Raw genomic sequence first — 15598 nt, forward strand, 5'->3', positions numbered from 1 at the left:
CCATCCCTGGCCCCCGCTCCGGGGGCCTCTTTCTTCCCGGCAATGCGGACAGCCGCGAGTGCCGATTGCCGCTCGCCTGCGCGCCGTCCTGGCGCCACGCTTCCGGCCATGTTCCGCTGACGTCCGTCAGCGACATGCCCAGGCAGCCACGATCTTCAAGGCTGCGACGCGGTTCCGACCGCGTTGATCACTCCAGTTCGCACCGGCATCCATGCGCGAACGGCCATCGGTTCTCGATGGCGATGCCTCCAAGCTGTTCCATCAACCCACGCGGGGGTTCCACACCTTCCCCGCCTTGGGTCGGGTGTGTCTCCGCCTCATTGTTCCCAGGAGATTCACCATGACCACTTCCACCGAAAAGTCCTACTTCGATCTGCACATCACCGGCCTCGGGTATCTCAATCGCATCCGCGAAGTGAAGCCCAAGAAGGGCGATGCGTTCCTGGCCTGCGACATCGCGGCTCTGAACGGTCCCAGCGACGACGTCTCGTATGTGCGTTTCGACACGCGCGTATCGGGTTCGGAAGCGCAGCACCTGGTGCGCCGCTGCATTCAGGCGGTCGACGCCGAGAAGAAGGTGATGATCGGCTTCCGCCTGGGCGACCTGTGGACCGACACCTTCACCTACTCCAAGGGGAAGCGTGCCGGCGAGCAGGGTGTGAGCCTCAAGGCCCGTCTGCTGTTCGTCAGTTGGATCAAGGTCGACGGCAAGCTCGTCTACAAGGCCGAACCCAAGCCGACCGAGACCGACGAGCGCGACCCGGAAGTCCCCGTGACGTCCGACGCGCCCGCCGCGCAGCAAGCCTCGGCACCGGAGCCTTCCAGGCCCGTCGCCGATGCTGCCGACGACGCTGCCGATGCCCCCGCATTGGCCGTTGCCGAGTCGTTCTGATCCGCAAGGCCCCATCCCCGGGGCCTTGTCTTCTCTTCGTCCGCAGGAGACCTTCATGATCACCATTCCCGGCCAACTGGCCATCAAGACCATCCACGGCAGGAACGGCGACTTCAACGTCGGCCGCCTGGCGACCTCGATCGGCGAGTTCGTCGTGAAGAACGCCGAACTCGATCAGTACCGCGAGGGCAAGTACGACGGTGATTTCGTCATCGTCGAGATTCGCCCCTCCACGTACAACGCCAACGGCCGCATGGTCATCGAGATCCGCGCCCATCTGGGCGGGATGACCCTGTCCAACATCGACGCCCTGAGCCGCGACGAAGCCCGCCGGCTGAGTCCGCAGGAAGTCGATCCAATCGACGAGGAAGCGCAGGCGCCCGCGCCGGCAACGCCCCCGGCCAAGCCGAAGGCGAAGCCGCGCAGTCCGCGCGATCCCCTGGTCGATACCACGCCGTTCGGCAGCGAACCGGCTCCCGTGTCCGCTGCGGCCTCGGCCGAGGCAGACGACGCGGCGCTGTTCGGTGCCTTGTGGCCCCTGGGCGAGACCGTAAAGCTCGATGCGACCGTGGATCGTCGTGTGCTGCGTCAGCAGCGCGACCGTCTCGACAAGCTGGGCTACGAGTTCGCTCCGCTGTCCCAGGACTGGCACCTCCAAGCTGCCTGATCCATCCGCCGCCTTGCGCGGCATTCCGCCACCCGCCGGGGTTCTCCCCCGACGGGGAGGGCTCCGGCCTTTTCTTCAAGGAGACCCTCATGGGCTGGACCTTCGTTCGTCAGACGCGCGATCAGTTGATCCGCGAGCTGCTCGCTCCGCAGGCGTCCGAACGCGCCTGCTGCGAAGTCATCGACCACACGCTGGACGGCGACGTTCTGTGGACCGTGGTTCGCGTCACCGCCAGGCAGGCGGGCGTCATGGGCCTCGCGGCCGGTGAGTCCGTCTGCTACATCGGCTGCCATCTGCTGGAAAGCTCGGGCGGCGATTGGGGCTACAAGTCCCTCGATGAGTCCGTGCATCCGTACTACTACTCGTGCCCGCTGCGCTATCTCGACATGGCGCCGGTGCAAAGCTCCGAGTGGCGCGAGCGGGTTCACCGCTTTCACGCGGGACGCGCTGTCTAGCGGCACGCATCTTCCTTCACCCAACCGGGGCGAGCACGGCCCCGCGGGCTGTGGTTGCTCCTTCTTTTCCAAGAGGACATCACCATGCCTGCACCTTCTTCCGCGAAACCGCTGTACCGCATCGACGAATGCCCCGACCTCATGGCCGACGGTTGCGTCGGTGACGAGCAGGGCAATCTCGTCTTTCTCTCGATCTGGGCGCGCGACACCGCCGTTCAGGAGTTCCTCGCCCGCCTGACCCTCGGCCGGGATGAACAGGGACTGGATCAGTTCCACGTCATCACCGAGCAGGGCGCATCCATCCCGGTCTTCGTCGGCAACGTCGAGAACCTGGAAAAGCGCATCACCCGCGCCTATCGGCGAACGCTGTTCGGTTCGCTGACGAATGTGTGGCTGTTCGATCGTCGCTGCGTGAAGCCAGACAAGGCCAACGCCAGCGCGCTGGCGCTTCTGCCCAGGGATTCCGCTCACCGGCTCGACCGGCTGTGGACGCTGGTGCAGGACACCTGCCCGCTGCCACTGCTCGACCACTGGCGCGACACCGTGCTGGAGCTGTTGCAGACACGGCGGATGCTGACCGGTCTTCCCTTGGCCCTCGGGCCGCTGGAAGGCCATCGGCTGGCCCTCGATGTCCCGGCACTGACGAAGGCGCTGGGCGAGCTGATCCGCAACGGCACCCTCGGTGCCACGCAGTACGAACTGGCCGCGAACGCACCGCTTCGGCGTGTGGCGTGAGCCATCCCCACGGGCATGCGCGCCGCGCGTGCCCGCCTTCCCTCATCCATCATCAGGAGAAATCCATGGCACTCATGTTTCCGCGCCTGGCGCGCAATTTCATCCGTAACGGCTACTTCCCCACCGACGAGCCGACGCTGGAGCGGGCCTTGTCCGCATTGGCGCCGTCTCCCGGCTCCATGTCCATCCTCGATCCCTGCGCCGGCGAAGGCGTGGCGATTGCCGAAGCCGCCCACGCCCTCGGGCGCGAGCAGGTCCAGGCCTTCGTCGTCGAGTACGACGCCGAGCGTGCCCGCCACGCACGGCAACTGGTCGATCGCTGCATCCACGGTGACCTGATGGACACGCTGATCTCGCGCCAGTCATTCGGGCTGCTGTGGCTGAACCCGCCGTATGGCGACCTGAGCAAGGACGTGAACGGCAACATCGGCTATCAAGGCCAGGGCCGTGCGCGGCTGGAAAAGCTGTTCTATCAGCGCGCGCTGCCGCTGCTGCAGTACGGTGGCGTGCTGATCTTCATCGTGCCGTCCTACGTGCTCGACGCCGAGCTGGTCGGATGGCTGACGCGCCACTTCGCCGACCTGCGCATCTACCGTGCGGTGGAAACGCAGTTCAAGCAGGTGGTGATCTTCGGTCGCAGGATTCGTCAACGCGACCAGGCGTCGGAGTCGGTCAAAGCCGTGCGCGGTCTGCTGTTGCAGATCGGACAGGGTGACGCCGAAGCCGAGGAACTGCCGCTCGAATGGCCGTTCCTGCCGTACACCGTCCCTGCCAGCCCGGCCGAGCCGGAGCACTTCTATCGCGTGACGATGGAGCCCGAGCAGTTCGCCGATGAAGTCGGCCGGCTGCAAGGACTCTGGCCGGCGCTCGATACGCACCTGGGTGGCGCGCAGCAGTCGCTGCGTCCACCCGCGCGGGCCTTGTCGCACTGGCATCTCGCCCTGGCCTTGGCCGCAGGCGCGATCTCCGGCGTGGTGACGTCCAAGAGCGGGCGCGTGCTCGTCGTCAAAGGTGATACCCACAAGGAGAAGACCCTCCAGACGGAGTACACCGAACGCGACGACGGCTCCGTGGCCGAGACGCGCATCCTCACCGACAAGTTCGTGCCGGTCATTCGTGCATGGGACTTGACGCTGGGCTCGCCCACGTGGGGCGAAGTGCTGACCATCCGCTGATCGCTGTTCCCTGACGGTTCGCCGTCGCTTTCATCCGCCCACCGGGGTCACGTTGCCCCCGATGGGTTGCCGTGGCCCCTTCTTCCAGAAGGAGAAACCACCATGGCACTCGCAATCCTCAACCTCGCGTCACAAGCACGCTTTTCGCCCGGGCAGGTGGTCATGACCGCCGGCGTCGACGAGCTGGTCCGACAGGGCCGGCTCAATCCCAGCGCGTACCTGCGCCGCCATCTTCATGGCGACTGGGGCGACCTGAGCGACGACGATCGGCGATTGAACGACGCCGCGCTGCAATCCGGCGAGGATCGTCTGTTCTCGTCCTACCAGGTCACGCGCGACCTGAAGCTCTGGATCATCACCGAATGGGATCGCAGCATCACCACGCTGCTGTTGCCCAGCGAATACTGATCCGCATCCAGCGGCCTCGTGCCGCTTCTTTCTTCCCACCCAGGGGCATGTCACCGCCCCGTGGGGGAGGTGCATGCCCCATTTTTTGGAGCATCACCATGTCCATCGTTCTCGAAACCGTTCCCGAAACCGCTGTGCAGGGCGACCTGCTCGAAGCGGCCGCTTCACCTCTCACGCTCAGCCTGCAGGACTTCGTATCGGAGTTCGGCGACGAGCTGCTCGATTCGCTGAACCGCGCCAATCCTCCGGTCTACACCGGCCAGGTGCGGGTGCATCGGCAACTGATCCTCGCCTCGCTCAAGCGCAAGCTGTTCCCGGCGCAAGCCGATGTGGTCCATGCCGTCACCGAGCTACTGGTCGACCGCGGCGAACGTGCCGCGATCGTCAACGGCGAGATGGGCTGCGGCAAGACGACCGTCGGCATCGCCACGGCCGCCGTGCTCAACGCCGAAGGCTACCGCCGCACCCTGGTGCTCTCGCCACCCCACCTGGTCTACAAGTGGCGGCGCGAAATCCAGGAGACGGTGACCGGTGCCAAGGTCTGGGTGCTCAATGGCCCGGACACGCTGGTCAAGCTGCTGAAACTGCGCGAGCAGTTGGGCGTGCCGGCCCAGGGCCAGGAGTTCTTCGTCCTGGGCCGCGTGCGGATGCGGATGGGGTTCCACTGGAAACCTGTCTTCGTTCGTCGGCGCACGCCTCACGGCGACGTGGGGGCCTGCCCGGATTGCGGGCATGTCATCACCGACCTCGACGGCGAGCCGATCAACCCGGTCGAGCTGGAAGCCGCGGAGTACCGCCGCAAGTGCAGCCACTGCCGTGCACCGCTGTGGTCGTTGATCCGTCCCAGAGGCCTGTCCGCCAGCGACCAGTCCTCGACCGTGCTCAAGGCACTGAAGCGTATTCCAACCATCGGGGAAGTCACCGCGCAGAAGCTGATGCAGAAGTTCGGCGACGCCTTCCTCGCGTCGATGCTCGGGGACAACATCCACGAGTTCATCAACCTGATGGATGGCAACGGCGAGCTGGTCTTCTCGGATCGGCAAGCCCACCGGATGGAACGTGCGATGGCCAACATGGAGTTCGGCTTCGGCGAAGGCGGCTACCAGCCGTCCGAGTTCATCAAGAGACAGCTTCCCCAAGGCACGTTCGACCTGCTCATCGCCGACGAGGCGCACGAGTACAAGAACGGCGGCTCCGCACAGGGCCAGGCCATGGGGGTGTTGGCGGCCAAGGCGCGCAAGACGCTGCTGCTCACCGGCACACTGATGGGCGGCTACGGCGACGACCTGTTCCACCTGCTGTTCCGAGCCCTTCCGGGGCGGATGATCGAAGACGGCTACCGGCCGACGAAGAGCGGCAGCATGACGTCGGCCGCGATGGCGTTCATGCGCGACCACGGTGTCTTGAAGGACATCTATTCCGAGAGCACCGGCACGGCGCACAAGACGGCCAAGGGCACCAAGGTATCGGTGCGCACGGTCAAGGCGCCGGGCTTCGGCCCGAAGGGCGTGCTGCGTTGCGTTCTGCCGTTCACGGTCTTCCTCAAGTTGAAGGACATCGGCGGCAATGTGCTGCCGCCCTACGACGAGGAGTTCCGCGAAGTCGCGATGGACACGGCGCAGGCCGCGGCCTACCGCGATCTGGCGGGTCGCCTGACCCAGGAGCTGAAACAGGCCCTGGCGAAGCGCGACACGACGCTGCTCGGTGTGGTCCTCAACGTGCTGCTGGCCTGGCCGGACTGCTGCTTCCGGTCGGAAACGGTGGTGCATCCGCGCACGCGCAACACCTTGGCGTTCGTGCCGGCTCAGTTCAACGAGCTGGAGGTGATGCCCAAGGAGCGCGAGCTGATCGAGATCTGCAAGCAGGAGAAGGCGGAAGGACGCAAGACCCTGGTCTATTCGGTCTACACCGGCACGCGCGACACCACGTCGCGTTTGAAGGTGCTGCTGGAGCAGGAAGGCTTCAAGGTGGCGGTGCTGCGCGCGAGCGTGGATGCCTCCCGCCGCGAGGACTGGATCGCCGAGCAGTTGGACCGTGGCATCGACGTGCTCATCACCAATCCCGAACTGGTGAAAACCGGCCTGGATCTGCTGGAGTTCCCGACCATCGTGTTCCTTCAGAGCGGGTACAACGTGTATTCGCTGCAGCAGGCCGCCCGGCGCTCCTGGCGCATCGGCCAGAAGCAGCCGGTGCGCGTGATCTACCTCGGCTACGCCAACTCCTCGCAGATGACCTGCCTGGGGTTGATGGCCCGGAAGATCATGGTGTCGCAAAGCACGTCGGGCGACGTGCCGGAGTCCGGGCTCGATGTCCTGAACCAGGACGGTGATTCCGTCGAGGTGGCATTGGCACGACAGCTCGTGGCGGCATGATCCATGCGTTGCATGCCGGCGGCCCTATGGTCGCCGGCATTTTTCCTGGCAAATCGGGAGCCGATGGATTCGCTTTGTTTGCTGCGGCAGAGGGCCGGCGCGGCGATGGTGATGGCTCGTTGTTTCAGGACACCGATCCATGTGCCCATCCCGCCAGCCCTTCCGTATCGCCGGACGCAGCCATCTGATCCGTTTGCCCGGCTTGCTCCTGGCCGCCATGGCCAGCGGCTGCGCGATGACGAACGCCATGCCACCGACGCCCGCATCCGAAGCCATCGACATCGCGCCCGAAGCCGTGACGGAGTTCGTGCCGGTGACACGATATGGCCGCTATACCCTGGTCGAACTCGCGCCGACGGCGGCCCAGCACGACCTGTTGCTGCAAGTGGTGGATGTGGTTATCCCCGGCACGCTGGGCGCCACCGTCGGGGATGCCCTCCGGCACCTCGTCCTGCGTTCCGGCTACCGGCTGTGCGATGAGCAGTCCGCCGATCTGTTGGCCTTGCCGCTGCCGGCGGCTCACTACCGGCTCGGCCCGCTCCTGCTGCGCGATGCGCTCTTGACCCTGGCCGGCCCCGCCTGGGATCTGCAGGTCGACGACGGTGAGCGGAAGGTGTGCTTCATCCGCAGCCTCAGGGAAGCTCGTACGCCGCACGAGCCCAAGCCACCGGAAATCAACCGTTCGGCTGAGCCCGCTCCGCTGATCCAGGAGGTTGCGCCATGACCATCCGGGACTCGGCGACGGGCCAGCGCACGATGCTGCTGCGGGTCGCGGCCGCAACCTGGTTGTTGCTCGTCAGCGCGGTGGTGCTGGTGGATCACATGGCCTTGTCCGGGCTGGCTGAACGGACCCAGGCCTTCGCGCCCACCGCGCAGGTGTCCCTGCTCGAATCCCGACTGGACGGCCTCTCGCATCGGATCGAACAACGCCATACTCAGCCCGCTGCCTTGCCGCAGGCGCGCTACGAAGAGGACACCAAGGCATTGGACCAGCGGCTGGCGGCGATCGAGCTGGCGCAGGCCCATTACGCCGCCACCGATGCGCTGCACGCATTGGAAACCCGCGTCACGCGACTGGAAGCCCGCCCGGTCTCGCGCCAGCCCAAGCTGCCCGCACCACGGCCATCCCAACCTGTGGCGGTCCAACCCAAGCCTGTTGAGCCTTCATTCCGCCTGATCGGAGTGGAACTGCGTGCGGGAGAACAGTTCGTGTCGGTGATGCCTGCCGATGGCACCGGGCTGGCCGATGTCCGCCTGCTGCGCGCCGGCGAGTCGGAGGGCGGCTGGCGGCTGGACGGCATCGAGCGCGATGGCGCCGTCTTCCGGCAGGGTGACGAGATCCGCAGGCTGCCCATCCCTCCCCGATAAGGAGGCCCACACCGATGGTCCCGCGCCACTTGACCCCGCCGTTGCTGGCCGCGTTGCTGGCCGCCTCCGCCATGCAGGCGGCGCTCGCGCAGCCCACCGGCGCAACCACCGTGGCCAGGACGGCGCCGAGCCGCGAAGCGCCTGCGGCCATCGCTCGCAGCGACGAACAGCGGGCGCAGGACTGGGGGCTGCGCACGGACGAATGGACGCGCTATCGCGAGTTGATGCAGGGGCCGCTGGGCGTCTACTCGCCCAGCCTCGACCCGCTCACGGCCCTCGGCATCGAGGCACGTTCCGACGAGGAGCGCCGCCGCTACGCGGAACTGCAGGTTCGGGCCGAAGCCCGGCGGGTCGAGAAGACGCTGGCCTACCAGCGTGCCTACGACGCCGCCTGGCAACGGATCGCGCCGGGCATGGCGCGGGTCAACCTGCCCGGTGCCAAGCCGACCGGCGCGGGCACCACCATCGCATCGGGCACCGACCGAACCGCCGTCTTCGTGAAGGACGGCTGTACCGCCTGCGACCAGGCCGTGCAGCGGCTGCAAGCGTCGGGCGTCGAGTTCGATGTCTATGTCGTCGGCAGTCGCACCGACGACGCGCGCATTCGTGAATGGGCACGCCGGGCCCGTATCGACCCGGCGAAGGTGCGCGCACGGCACATCACCCTCAACCACGACGGTGGGCGCTGGCTGTCCCTCGGCCTGCAGGGCGAACTGCCCGCCGTCGTGCGCCAGGTCGGCGGCCAATGGCAGCGGCAGTAGGCCTCGCGCGTCTCGCGCTCCTGCTGCTGGCTTGCTGGCCACTCGGCCAGGCGAAGGCCGGGGAGGTTCCGCCGCCGGCCTACCAGTTCGCGGCACAGCGTGCGGGCATTCCGGCGGCGGTGTTGTACGCGGTGGCCTTGCAGGAGAGTGGCACCCGGTACCACGACCGCCTCGTGCCCTGGCCCTGGACGCTCAACGTGGCCGGGGCATCGCATCGGTTCGCCACCCGTACCGAGGCCTGCGCCGGCCTGCACCAGGCATTGCGCGACGTGCCGCGCACCCGCATCGACGCCGGCCTGGGCCAGATCAACCTGGGCTACCAGCGTCACCGCTACGACCACCCCTGCGAACTGCTCGATCCCTATCGGAACCTGGCGCTGGCCGCGCAGATCCTGCGCGAGCAGCACGTGCCTGGCCAGGACTGGCTGATCACGATCGGCCGCTACCACCGTCCCGCTGGTGGCGCACCCGCTGCGCGCTACCGCCAAAGCGTTGGACGCCACCTGGCCCGCGTACTGGGCGAGCCAGCGCGGGGCGCGGATACCCGGAGAACCCTGCCATGAAGCCTCGAATCTTCCGTCCGGTTGTGCGGTGGCTGATCGGCTTGCTGCCGCTCGTGTCCGTACCAGCCGCCTTCGCACAATCGCCGCCCTTGATCGTCGTCGAGGATCGCGGCGGTGCCTCCGCGCTGCCTTACTACCAGGCCTTGGACCTGCAACCGCGCACCGGAAGCAGGCCATCTTCCAGGATCGAGATGCCACGCCTGCCCGAAGGGCCTTCTGGCGAGGCGGCCATGCTGCCGGTGCGCTCGGCCCATTTGACCCCTGGCGATGTGGCTCCCCGAGCGATCCAGGCGCCGGGGCTCACGCCGATGTTCCTGGTTGGTGATGACCCGCGCTCCCATGCCTGGCTGCGCCAGCGTGCCCCGGCGCTGCGCGAGTTCGGAGCCGTGGGGTTGGTGGTCCAGGTCGAGTCACCGCAGGCACTTGCGGCACTGCGTGCCCTGGCGCCCGGGCTGATGCTGGCGCCGGCGTCCGGGGACGAACTGGCCGGGCGCCTGGGGCTGCGCCACTACCCGGTGCTGGTGACCGCCACCGGCATCGAACAGTGAGAACTGCCCGATGGCCCAGCCGCACGCCGTCGAAGTCCTGCTGCGGCCAGCGGTGGAGCTATACACCGTTGCCGTATGCGCAGGCGCCGCGATGGTGTGCGTGGTGGCACCGTGGTCGCTCGCGTTGAATCCGGTACTCGGCCTCGGCAGCGCGCTGGCCTTCCTGGCCTTCGGCGCGATTCGCCTGCGCGACGCCTGGGCCATCCTGCGCTATCGCCGCCACATCCGTCGTCTGCCACGCTACGTGATGACGAGTCGCGACGTACCAGTGAGCCAGTACCGCTTGTTCGTTGGGCGTGGCTTCCGCTGGGAACAACGACACACCCATCGGCTGACGCAGACCTACAAGCCCGAGTTCCGGCGCTACGCCGAACCGACGACGTTCTACCGCCTGGCGCGCCGCCTGGAGGAGCGGCTGGAGTTCGCGCCGCCGCCGCTGCCCAGGCTGGCGCGGGCATTGGCCTGGGACAGCCCGCTCAACCCGGTCCGGCCGCTGCCGCCAGTGGGTGGCATGCCGCGCCTGCATGGCATAGAGCCGCACGAAACCGACGTCACCCTGCCGCTGGGCGAGCGTGTGGGCCACACCCTGGTGCTCGGTACCACGCGCGTGGGCAAGACGCGCCTGGCCGAACTGTTCATCACCCAGGACATCCGCCGCAAGGTCCATGGCGAGCACGAGGTGGTGATCGTCTTCGACCCCAAGGGCGATGCCGACCTGCTCAAGCGCATGTATGTCGAGGCCAGGCGCGCCGGACGCGAGGGCGAGATGTACGTGTTCCACCTGGGCTGGCCCGACATCTCGGCACGCTACAACGCCGTGGGCCGGTTCGGGCGCATCTCGGAAGTCGCCACCCGCATTGCGGGGCAGCTTTCCGGCGAAGGCAACAGCGCCGCGTTCCGCGAGTTCGCCTGGCGCTTCGTCAACATCATCGCGCGCGCCCTGGTGGAACTGGGGCAGCGGCCAGACTACCTGCTGATCCAGCGCCACGTCGTCAACATCGACGCGCTGTTCATCGAGTACGCCCAGCACTTCTTCGCCCGAACCGAGCCCAAGGCCTGGGAGGTGATCGTCCAACTCGAAGGACGACTCAACGACAAGACCATCCCGCGCCACATGGTCGGGCGAGAGAAGCGGGTGGTGGCACTGGAGCAGTACCTGTCGCAGACGCGAACCTACGACGCGGTGCTCGACGGCCTGCGCTCCGCGGTGCGCTACGACCGCACCTACTTCGACAAGATCGTCGCTTCGCTGTTGCCGCTGCTGGAGAAGCTCACCACCGGCAAGATCGCGCAACTGCTCGCGCCGAACTATTCCGACCTGTCCGACCCGCGCCCGATCTTCGACTGGATGCAGGTCATCAGGAAGCGGGCCGTGGTCTATGTGGGGCTGGATGCGCTGTCCGACGCCGAAGTGGCGGCGGCCGTCGGCAACAGCATGTTCAGCGACCTGGTGTCCGTGGCGGGGCACATCTACAAGCACGGCATCGACGATGGCCTGCCAGGGGCATCGGCCAATGCCAAGGTCGCCATCAACGTTCATGCGGATGAGTTCAACGAACTGATGGGCGATGAGTTCATCCCGCTCATCAACAAGGGTGGCGGTGCGGGCATGCAGGTCACGGCCTATACGCAGACGCTCTCGGACATCGAGGCGCGCATCGGCAATCGCGCCAAGGCCGGCCAGGTCATCGGCAACTTCAACAACCTGTTCATGCTGCGGGTGCGCGAGACCGCCACCGCCGAACTGCTGACACGACAACTGCCGAAGGTGGAGGTCTACACCACCACCCTGGTCAGCGGCGCCACAGACAGTTCCGACATCCACGGCCCGACCGACTTCACCAGCAACGCGCAGGACCGCATCAGCACATCGAGCGTGCCGCTCATCGAGCCTGCGCACGTGGTCGGCCTGCCCAAGGGGCAGTGCTTCGCCCTCATCGAAGGCGGTAACCTGTGGAAGGTTCGCATGCCGTTGCCGGCGCCCGATCCGGACGAAGCCATGCCCCGGGACCTGCAGCAACTGGCCGGCTACATGCGCCAGCACTACGCCGAGGCGGGCGAATGGTGGGAGGGCAACGGTCTGCCCCGGCTGCACGACGGCGATGCGTTGCCAGCGGATCTGGCCACGGAAGTGCAAGAAGGCACGCCGGATGAAGAGGCCCCATCGTGAAAGAGCCCGCCGCGACCGCCGAGCGACAGCAGGCGCGCCAACGCGGCCTGGTCGCCAGCGTGGTCACGCTGCCATGGCGCCTGTTCGGCATGTTGGTCGCCTCGCTGCTGCTGTCCATCGTCATCGAATGCGTCGGCATGCACCTGTTCTGGCCCGACCAGGGCTGGCGCCACGCGCAGGGCATGCTCGACTACGAACTGAACCAGCTCTCCACCCATTTCACCCGGAGCGCCGTCGTGCAGGAGCCGGGACGTACCGCGCGCTGGCTGGTGGAGGGCACCTACGAGTGGGTTTTCGTGAAGACGGGCTTGCTGGACTGGATGCGCGACGCCTCGGCGCAGGCCAGTGCACCCAGCCGAGGCGCGCACCGAGACTTCCGCTATTACGTCGCCCAGGTCTATGTCTGGACCAAGAGCTATCTGATTGCTGCCGGCTTCACCATCCTGACGTTCATCGTCCGCCTGCTGGTCCTGATGCTGACATTGCCCCTGTTCCTGCTCGCGACCTTCGTCGGCCTGGTCGATGGACTGGTTCGCCGCGACATCCGCAAGTTCGGCGCCGGGCGGGAATCGGGCTTCGTCTACCACCGGGCGAAGGCGGCGTTGATGCCGCTGGCGGTGTTGCCGTGGGTGACTTACCTGGCGTTGCCGGTTTCCTTGCACCCATTGGTGATCCTGCTGCCGAGTGCAGCAATGCTCGGGGTGGCAATGAATATCGCCGCCAGTAGTTTCAAGAAGTACCTGTAGAAAATACGTCGTGCGAAACAGTACGCATGACTCAGTTACCGATACCTCTCTGCGCAAACAACGTGAGCATGTGTGCGAGAGACTTCGGGTTAGGAAACCTTCTTCTGCCTGTCACGCAGAGACACGGCCCAGTCTTTCAAAGCCTGGATGTCCTGAAAGAGATCTGCAGGTGGTGGTGGCGCGGCATTCCTGCCGCTGGATGGATCGTGTGCGTCAACAATGTCGCAGCACTTCTTGAATCCGGCGGCGAAAGCATCGCAGTCAGCCTCGTTGAGCGCACTGACCTTCTTCAGGTCCTTGGCGTTGATGTAGTCCCTGTGGCGTTGAATAACGCGGACGAAAGCGATGTCCTCCAGGCCGCGCTCCCATGTGGCGCGCAGCGAGTTGTAGAGCTTTGCCACCTCGACCGCGTACTCGTCTTCCTGGTTGTTGTCATGCAGCAGCTTTGCCGCACGTGCCGCCTTCTCCAGCTTGTCGATGCGATCTTCGACGCTCTGGGCCTTCCAGGGCAGGCCGTCGGCCACCATACCGGCTCCCGCGGCGCCACGACTGAGCGTCGTGAGCCGCACGGCCCGCCCGGTCTTCGTCGCGTGGTCATTCAGATCGTTCACGAACACCAGATCATGCGTGAAGACGATGACCTGACGGTTCTCCGCTTCTTCCACGAGACGCTTGGCCACCTGCCCGCGCCAGCGATGGTCCAATGAGGACACCGGGTCATCGAAGACCAGAGCAGAGCGGTGCATCGCGGTGGCAAGCTCGGTCATGAAGGCGGCCAGCGCCACGCAGGTCTTTTCCCCTTCGCTCAGGATTTCGTGGACCTTGGCATCCGGCTTGGCGAAGAGGCGCACCTGATACTGCGGTGAGCCGTACTTACCGCCGGAGCGCACGATTTCGACGCGAACCTTCGAGGCCGCAAGCCGGACAATCTCTTCCTGAAACCTGTCGCGCAGCCGAGGCGTAATCACGGTGTCGGCAATGTCATTGCCCATCTTGGTGATGGTGTTCGTCGCCGTGTCGCCCGCACACTCGGTCAGAAACCGGATGGTCTTCAGCCGCTGGATTTCGTCGGTGACGACCGGCAGCATGCCGGCGAGCAGCGCTCGATCGCTCAACTCGGTGAAATCGGCTTCGAGCTTCTTGCGTTCATCCGCGTCAGCGGACTTGCGCAGCTCGGCGGCGTAATTGCGGATCGTGGTCTGAAGCTGGTCGAGATCAGGTAGCGGCGACATTGGAACGGGCGGAAGCTGTACCTCGCCGTTTCCGCCCAGGGCTTTGAGCAGAACGTGGCGCCGCAGCCGGGCTGCGGCGATGAAGCGGCGCGTCTGCTGCTGCAGCGCCTCATTCTGGAGGCCAAGCTCATCAAGACTGGCCTTCACAGCCCGCGTGCCGATTGCCCCGGCAGCTATGGCCTGACGTGCGGTCTGAGCTGCCTTCTCTGCCTCGCGTGCCAGCTGTTCCGTGTCCTTCTGGATGAAATCCTCGAAGCGTGCCATCCGTGCACGTGCCTCAGCTTCCAATGGCTGCTGGCAAAGCATGCAATGCGCGTCTTCGGCCGACGGCGGAAACGGCTGTCCGGGGTATGCAATCTCCGTCGAGTAGCGTCGAGCGGAATCCCAAAGCGCCCGCCATGTCTCGCCGCCGACGCCGGCAAGGGGTTCGCCCGTGAAGGCCTTCTCCGCGGCAAGACGTGCGGCGTCCCGTTTCGACCGTGCGTCCCTGGCGAGGGCAGCGGCCGCCAGCAGTTCCTCATCGGTGGTTCTGGCTGCAATGCTGTTCACCGCGGTAATCAGCCGCATGACGTTGTCGGCTTTGACGGTCTGTTCCGCCGCTGCCTTGGTCGGATTCTTCGACAGGTCTGCCCGCAGACGCTCAAGACGGGCGCTTTCGTCTGCCGAGAGCGCCGCCAGGGCTTCGATCTTCTTTGCGTCAGTATTGGCGTTCAGCGCGGCCAGCGCCTTTCCCACGGCCGTGGTGGCCTTCCAGGTCGGCGCCGCAAAGATCGGATGGCGGGCCTTCTCAAGCTGCTTCTGCTCAGCTGCGAGGGCGTCCTTTACCGCCTGGCAGGCTGCAGCAAGCTCATCCGGCACGTCCAGGCCAAAGGGCCGGAATGCAACTTCGTTCTTCTCGCGGATATGCACTGAGGCGCAGTCGCTATCGAACACGCTCACTGCAGACAGCGTTGCATGCGGATTTGCCCCGTTCTGCCACTGCTCGACCGGCTGCTGCACACCGCCGACCCCGTACGCGATGTTCGCGCCGACGCGCTTCGGGGGCTGATCAGCATACACATTGGGTTCGATCTTTCCGGCATGCCTTGCACGACATGCGCGCTTCAGGATGCGTGCGTAGCCGGACTTGCCCGCACCGTTGTCGCCGTAGATGATCGTGATTCCATTCGGCTCGAAGCCGAGGGTCTGACCGGCGGCAAGGTTGTTCACGCCGGTCACGTCGGCGATCGACAGAAGCGATACCGCGGCGGTCTGACCGGGGTTGGCCGGAAGGTGGTCCTTCTCCAGCGGTATCGCTTTCAGCGCGCCAACTGGTGCACCTTTGCCTTGTTTACAAAGGTCCACGAGTTCGCCGATATCGGCGTCCGTCAGACGGCCGTTTGCGATGATGCGGCGCAGGGCATCACGCTGCCAGAGTGGACGATCCTTTGACCAGTCCAGAATCGTCTCCAGGACGGTCTTCTGCTGTGCGGCGGGCTTCTGCATTTTTTGCTCCTTCGTCGGGCT

General features: G+C 66.0%; 15 protein-coding genes. 14 read left to right on the forward strand and 1 reads right to left on the reverse strand.

All coding sequences use genetic code 11. From position 1 onward, the window contains the following. Nucleotides 1-340: 340 nt before the first annotated feature. From ACNQFN_RS01285 to ACNQFN_RS01350, 14 genes are all read left to right on the forward strand, one after another. Complete coding sequence (locus ACNQFN_RS01285; protein WP_010792166.1) at nucleotides 341-892, forward strand: STY4534 family ICE replication protein; 552 nt, start codon at nucleotides 341-343, stop codon at nucleotides 890-892. A gap of 55 nt (nucleotides 893-947) precedes the next feature. Then, nucleotides 948-1559 (forward strand): DUF3275 family protein, encoded by a 612-nt coding sequence (locus tag ACNQFN_RS01290; RefSeq protein WP_010792165.1) that lies wholly within the window; start codon nucleotides 948-950, stop codon nucleotides 1557-1559. A gap of 89 nt (nucleotides 1560-1648) precedes the next feature. Continuing rightward, nucleotides 1649-2014 carry a hypothetical protein gene (locus ACNQFN_RS01295; protein ID WP_013982123.1) on the forward strand — a complete coding sequence of 122 codons (366 nt, stop codon included), beginning with the start codon at nucleotides 1649-1651 and terminating at the stop codon, nucleotides 2012-2014. 84 nt (nucleotides 2015-2098) lie between these two features. Further along, nucleotides 2099-2749, forward strand: coding sequence for a hypothetical protein (locus ACNQFN_RS01300; protein WP_003141029.1), 651 nt, complete (start codon nucleotides 2099-2101; stop codon nucleotides 2747-2749). 65 nt (nucleotides 2750-2814) lie between these two features. After that, nucleotides 2815-3924 carry a DUF6094 domain-containing protein gene (locus ACNQFN_RS01305; RefSeq protein ID WP_142028478.1) on the forward strand — a complete coding sequence of 370 codons (1110 nt, stop codon included), beginning with the start codon at nucleotides 2815-2817 and terminating at the stop codon, nucleotides 3922-3924. Between the two features lie 102 nt (nucleotides 3925-4026). Continuing rightward, nucleotides 4027-4332 (forward strand): hypothetical protein, encoded by a 306-nt coding sequence (locus ACNQFN_RS01310; protein WP_128666852.1) that lies wholly within the window; start codon nucleotides 4027-4029, stop codon nucleotides 4330-4332. 98 nt (nucleotides 4333-4430) lie between these two features. Then, nucleotides 4431-6704: a helicase-related protein gene (locus ACNQFN_RS01315; protein WP_418647753.1), complete on the forward strand. Its 2274-nt coding sequence runs from the start codon at nucleotides 4431-4433 to the stop codon at nucleotides 6702-6704. Nucleotides 6705-6843: 139 nt separating this feature from the next. Beyond that, complete coding sequence (locus ACNQFN_RS01320) at nucleotides 6844-7428, forward strand: PilL N-terminal domain-containing protein (RefSeq protein ID WP_051621578.1); 585 nt, start codon at nucleotides 6844-6846, stop codon at nucleotides 7426-7428. After that, nucleotides 7425-8072, forward strand: a complete 648-nt coding sequence (locus tag ACNQFN_RS01325; protein ID WP_032972614.1) for a hypothetical protein — start codon at nucleotides 7425-7427, stop codon at nucleotides 8070-8072. The genes ACNQFN_RS01320 and ACNQFN_RS01325 overlap by 4 nt, the downstream gene beginning before the upstream one ends. A 14-nt stretch (nucleotides 8073-8086) precedes the next feature. Next, nucleotides 8087-8833, forward strand: a complete 747-nt coding sequence (locus ACNQFN_RS01330) for a TIGR03759 family integrating conjugative element protein (RefSeq protein WP_032972612.1) — start codon at nucleotides 8087-8089, stop codon at nucleotides 8831-8833. Beyond that, complete coding sequence (locus tag ACNQFN_RS01335) at nucleotides 8818-9396, forward strand: lytic transglycosylase (RefSeq protein ID WP_032972610.1); 579 nt, start codon at nucleotides 8818-8820, stop codon at nucleotides 9394-9396. Before ACNQFN_RS01330 ends, ACNQFN_RS01335 begins: the two co-directional genes overlap by 16 nt. Beyond that, nucleotides 9393-9944, forward strand: a complete 552-nt coding sequence (locus tag ACNQFN_RS01340; protein ID WP_032972608.1) for an integrating conjugative element protein — start codon at nucleotides 9393-9395, stop codon at nucleotides 9942-9944. Before ACNQFN_RS01335 ends, ACNQFN_RS01340 begins: the two co-directional genes overlap by 4 nt. 10 nt (nucleotides 9945-9954) lie before the next feature. Further along, complete coding sequence (traD, locus tag ACNQFN_RS01345) at nucleotides 9955-12114, forward strand: type IV conjugative transfer system coupling protein TraD (protein ID WP_418647754.1); 2160 nt, start codon at nucleotides 9955-9957, stop codon at nucleotides 12112-12114. Next, nucleotides 12111-12860 carry a TIGR03747 family integrating conjugative element membrane protein gene (locus ACNQFN_RS01350; protein ID WP_025513266.1) on the forward strand — a complete coding sequence of 250 codons (750 nt, stop codon included), beginning with the start codon at nucleotides 12111-12113 and terminating at the stop codon, nucleotides 12858-12860. The genes traD and ACNQFN_RS01350 overlap by 4 nt, the downstream gene beginning before the upstream one ends. An 89-nt stretch (nucleotides 12861-12949) precedes the next feature. Here the strand turns inward: ACNQFN_RS01350 and ACNQFN_RS01355 are convergent, their stop codons facing one another. Further along, nucleotides 12950-15577 carry an AAA family ATPase gene (locus ACNQFN_RS01355; protein WP_418647755.1) on the reverse strand — a complete coding sequence of 876 codons (2628 nt, stop codon included), beginning with the start codon at nucleotides 15575-15577 and terminating at the stop codon, nucleotides 12950-12952. Nucleotides 15578-15598 lie beyond the last annotated feature (21 nt).

The organism is Thauera butanivorans, assembly GCF_048398245.1.
Taxonomy (GTDB): domain Bacteria; phylum Pseudomonadota; class Gammaproteobacteria; order Burkholderiales; family Rhodocyclaceae; genus Thauera; species Thauera butanivorans.

Bases quoted from the DNA above. Each gene is read 5' to 3' on its own strand.
- ACNQFN_RS01335 (WP_032972610.1), top strand. From the start codon at position 8,818: ATGGCAGCGGCAGTAGGCCTCGCGCGTCTCGCGCTCCTGCTGCTGGCT.
- ACNQFN_RS01300 (WP_003141029.1), top strand. From the start codon at position 2,099: ATGCCTGCACCTTCTTCCGCGAAACCGCTGTACCGCATCGACGAATGC.
- ACNQFN_RS01315 (WP_418647753.1), top strand. From the start codon at position 4,431: ATGTCCATCGTTCTCGAAACCGTTCCCGAAACCGCTGTGCAGGGCGAC.
- traD (WP_418647754.1), top strand. From the start codon at position 9,955: ATGGCCCAGCCGCACGCCGTCGAAGTCCTGCTGCGGCCAGCGGTGGAG.
- ACNQFN_RS01330 (WP_032972612.1), top strand. From the start codon at position 8,087: ATGGTCCCGCGCCACTTGACCCCGCCGTTGCTGGCCGCGTTGCTGGCC.
- ACNQFN_RS01290 (WP_010792165.1), top strand. From the start codon at position 948: ATGATCACCATTCCCGGCCAACTGGCCATCAAGACCATCCACGGCAGG.
- ACNQFN_RS01295 (WP_013982123.1), top strand. From the start codon at position 1,649: ATGGGCTGGACCTTCGTTCGTCAGACGCGCGATCAGTTGATCCGCGAG.
- ACNQFN_RS01320 (WP_051621578.1), top strand. From the start codon at position 6,844: ATGTGCCCATCCCGCCAGCCCTTCCGTATCGCCGGACGCAGCCATCTG.
- ACNQFN_RS01305 (WP_142028478.1), top strand. From the start codon at position 2,815: ATGGCACTCATGTTTCCGCGCCTGGCGCGCAATTTCATCCGTAACGGC.
- ACNQFN_RS01310 (WP_128666852.1), top strand. From the start codon at position 4,027: ATGGCACTCGCAATCCTCAACCTCGCGTCACAAGCACGCTTTTCGCCC.
- ACNQFN_RS01285 (WP_010792166.1), top strand. From the start codon at position 341: ATGACCACTTCCACCGAAAAGTCCTACTTCGATCTGCACATCACCGGC.
- ACNQFN_RS01355 (WP_418647755.1), bottom strand. From the start codon at position 15,577: ATGCAGAAGCCCGCCGCACAGCAGAAGACCGTCCTGGAGACGATTCTG.
- ACNQFN_RS01340 (WP_032972608.1), top strand. From the start codon at position 9,393: ATGAAGCCTCGAATCTTCCGTCCGGTTGTGCGGTGGCTGATCGGCTTG.
- ACNQFN_RS01325 (WP_032972614.1), top strand. From the start codon at position 7,425: ATGACCATCCGGGACTCGGCGACGGGCCAGCGCACGATGCTGCTGCGG.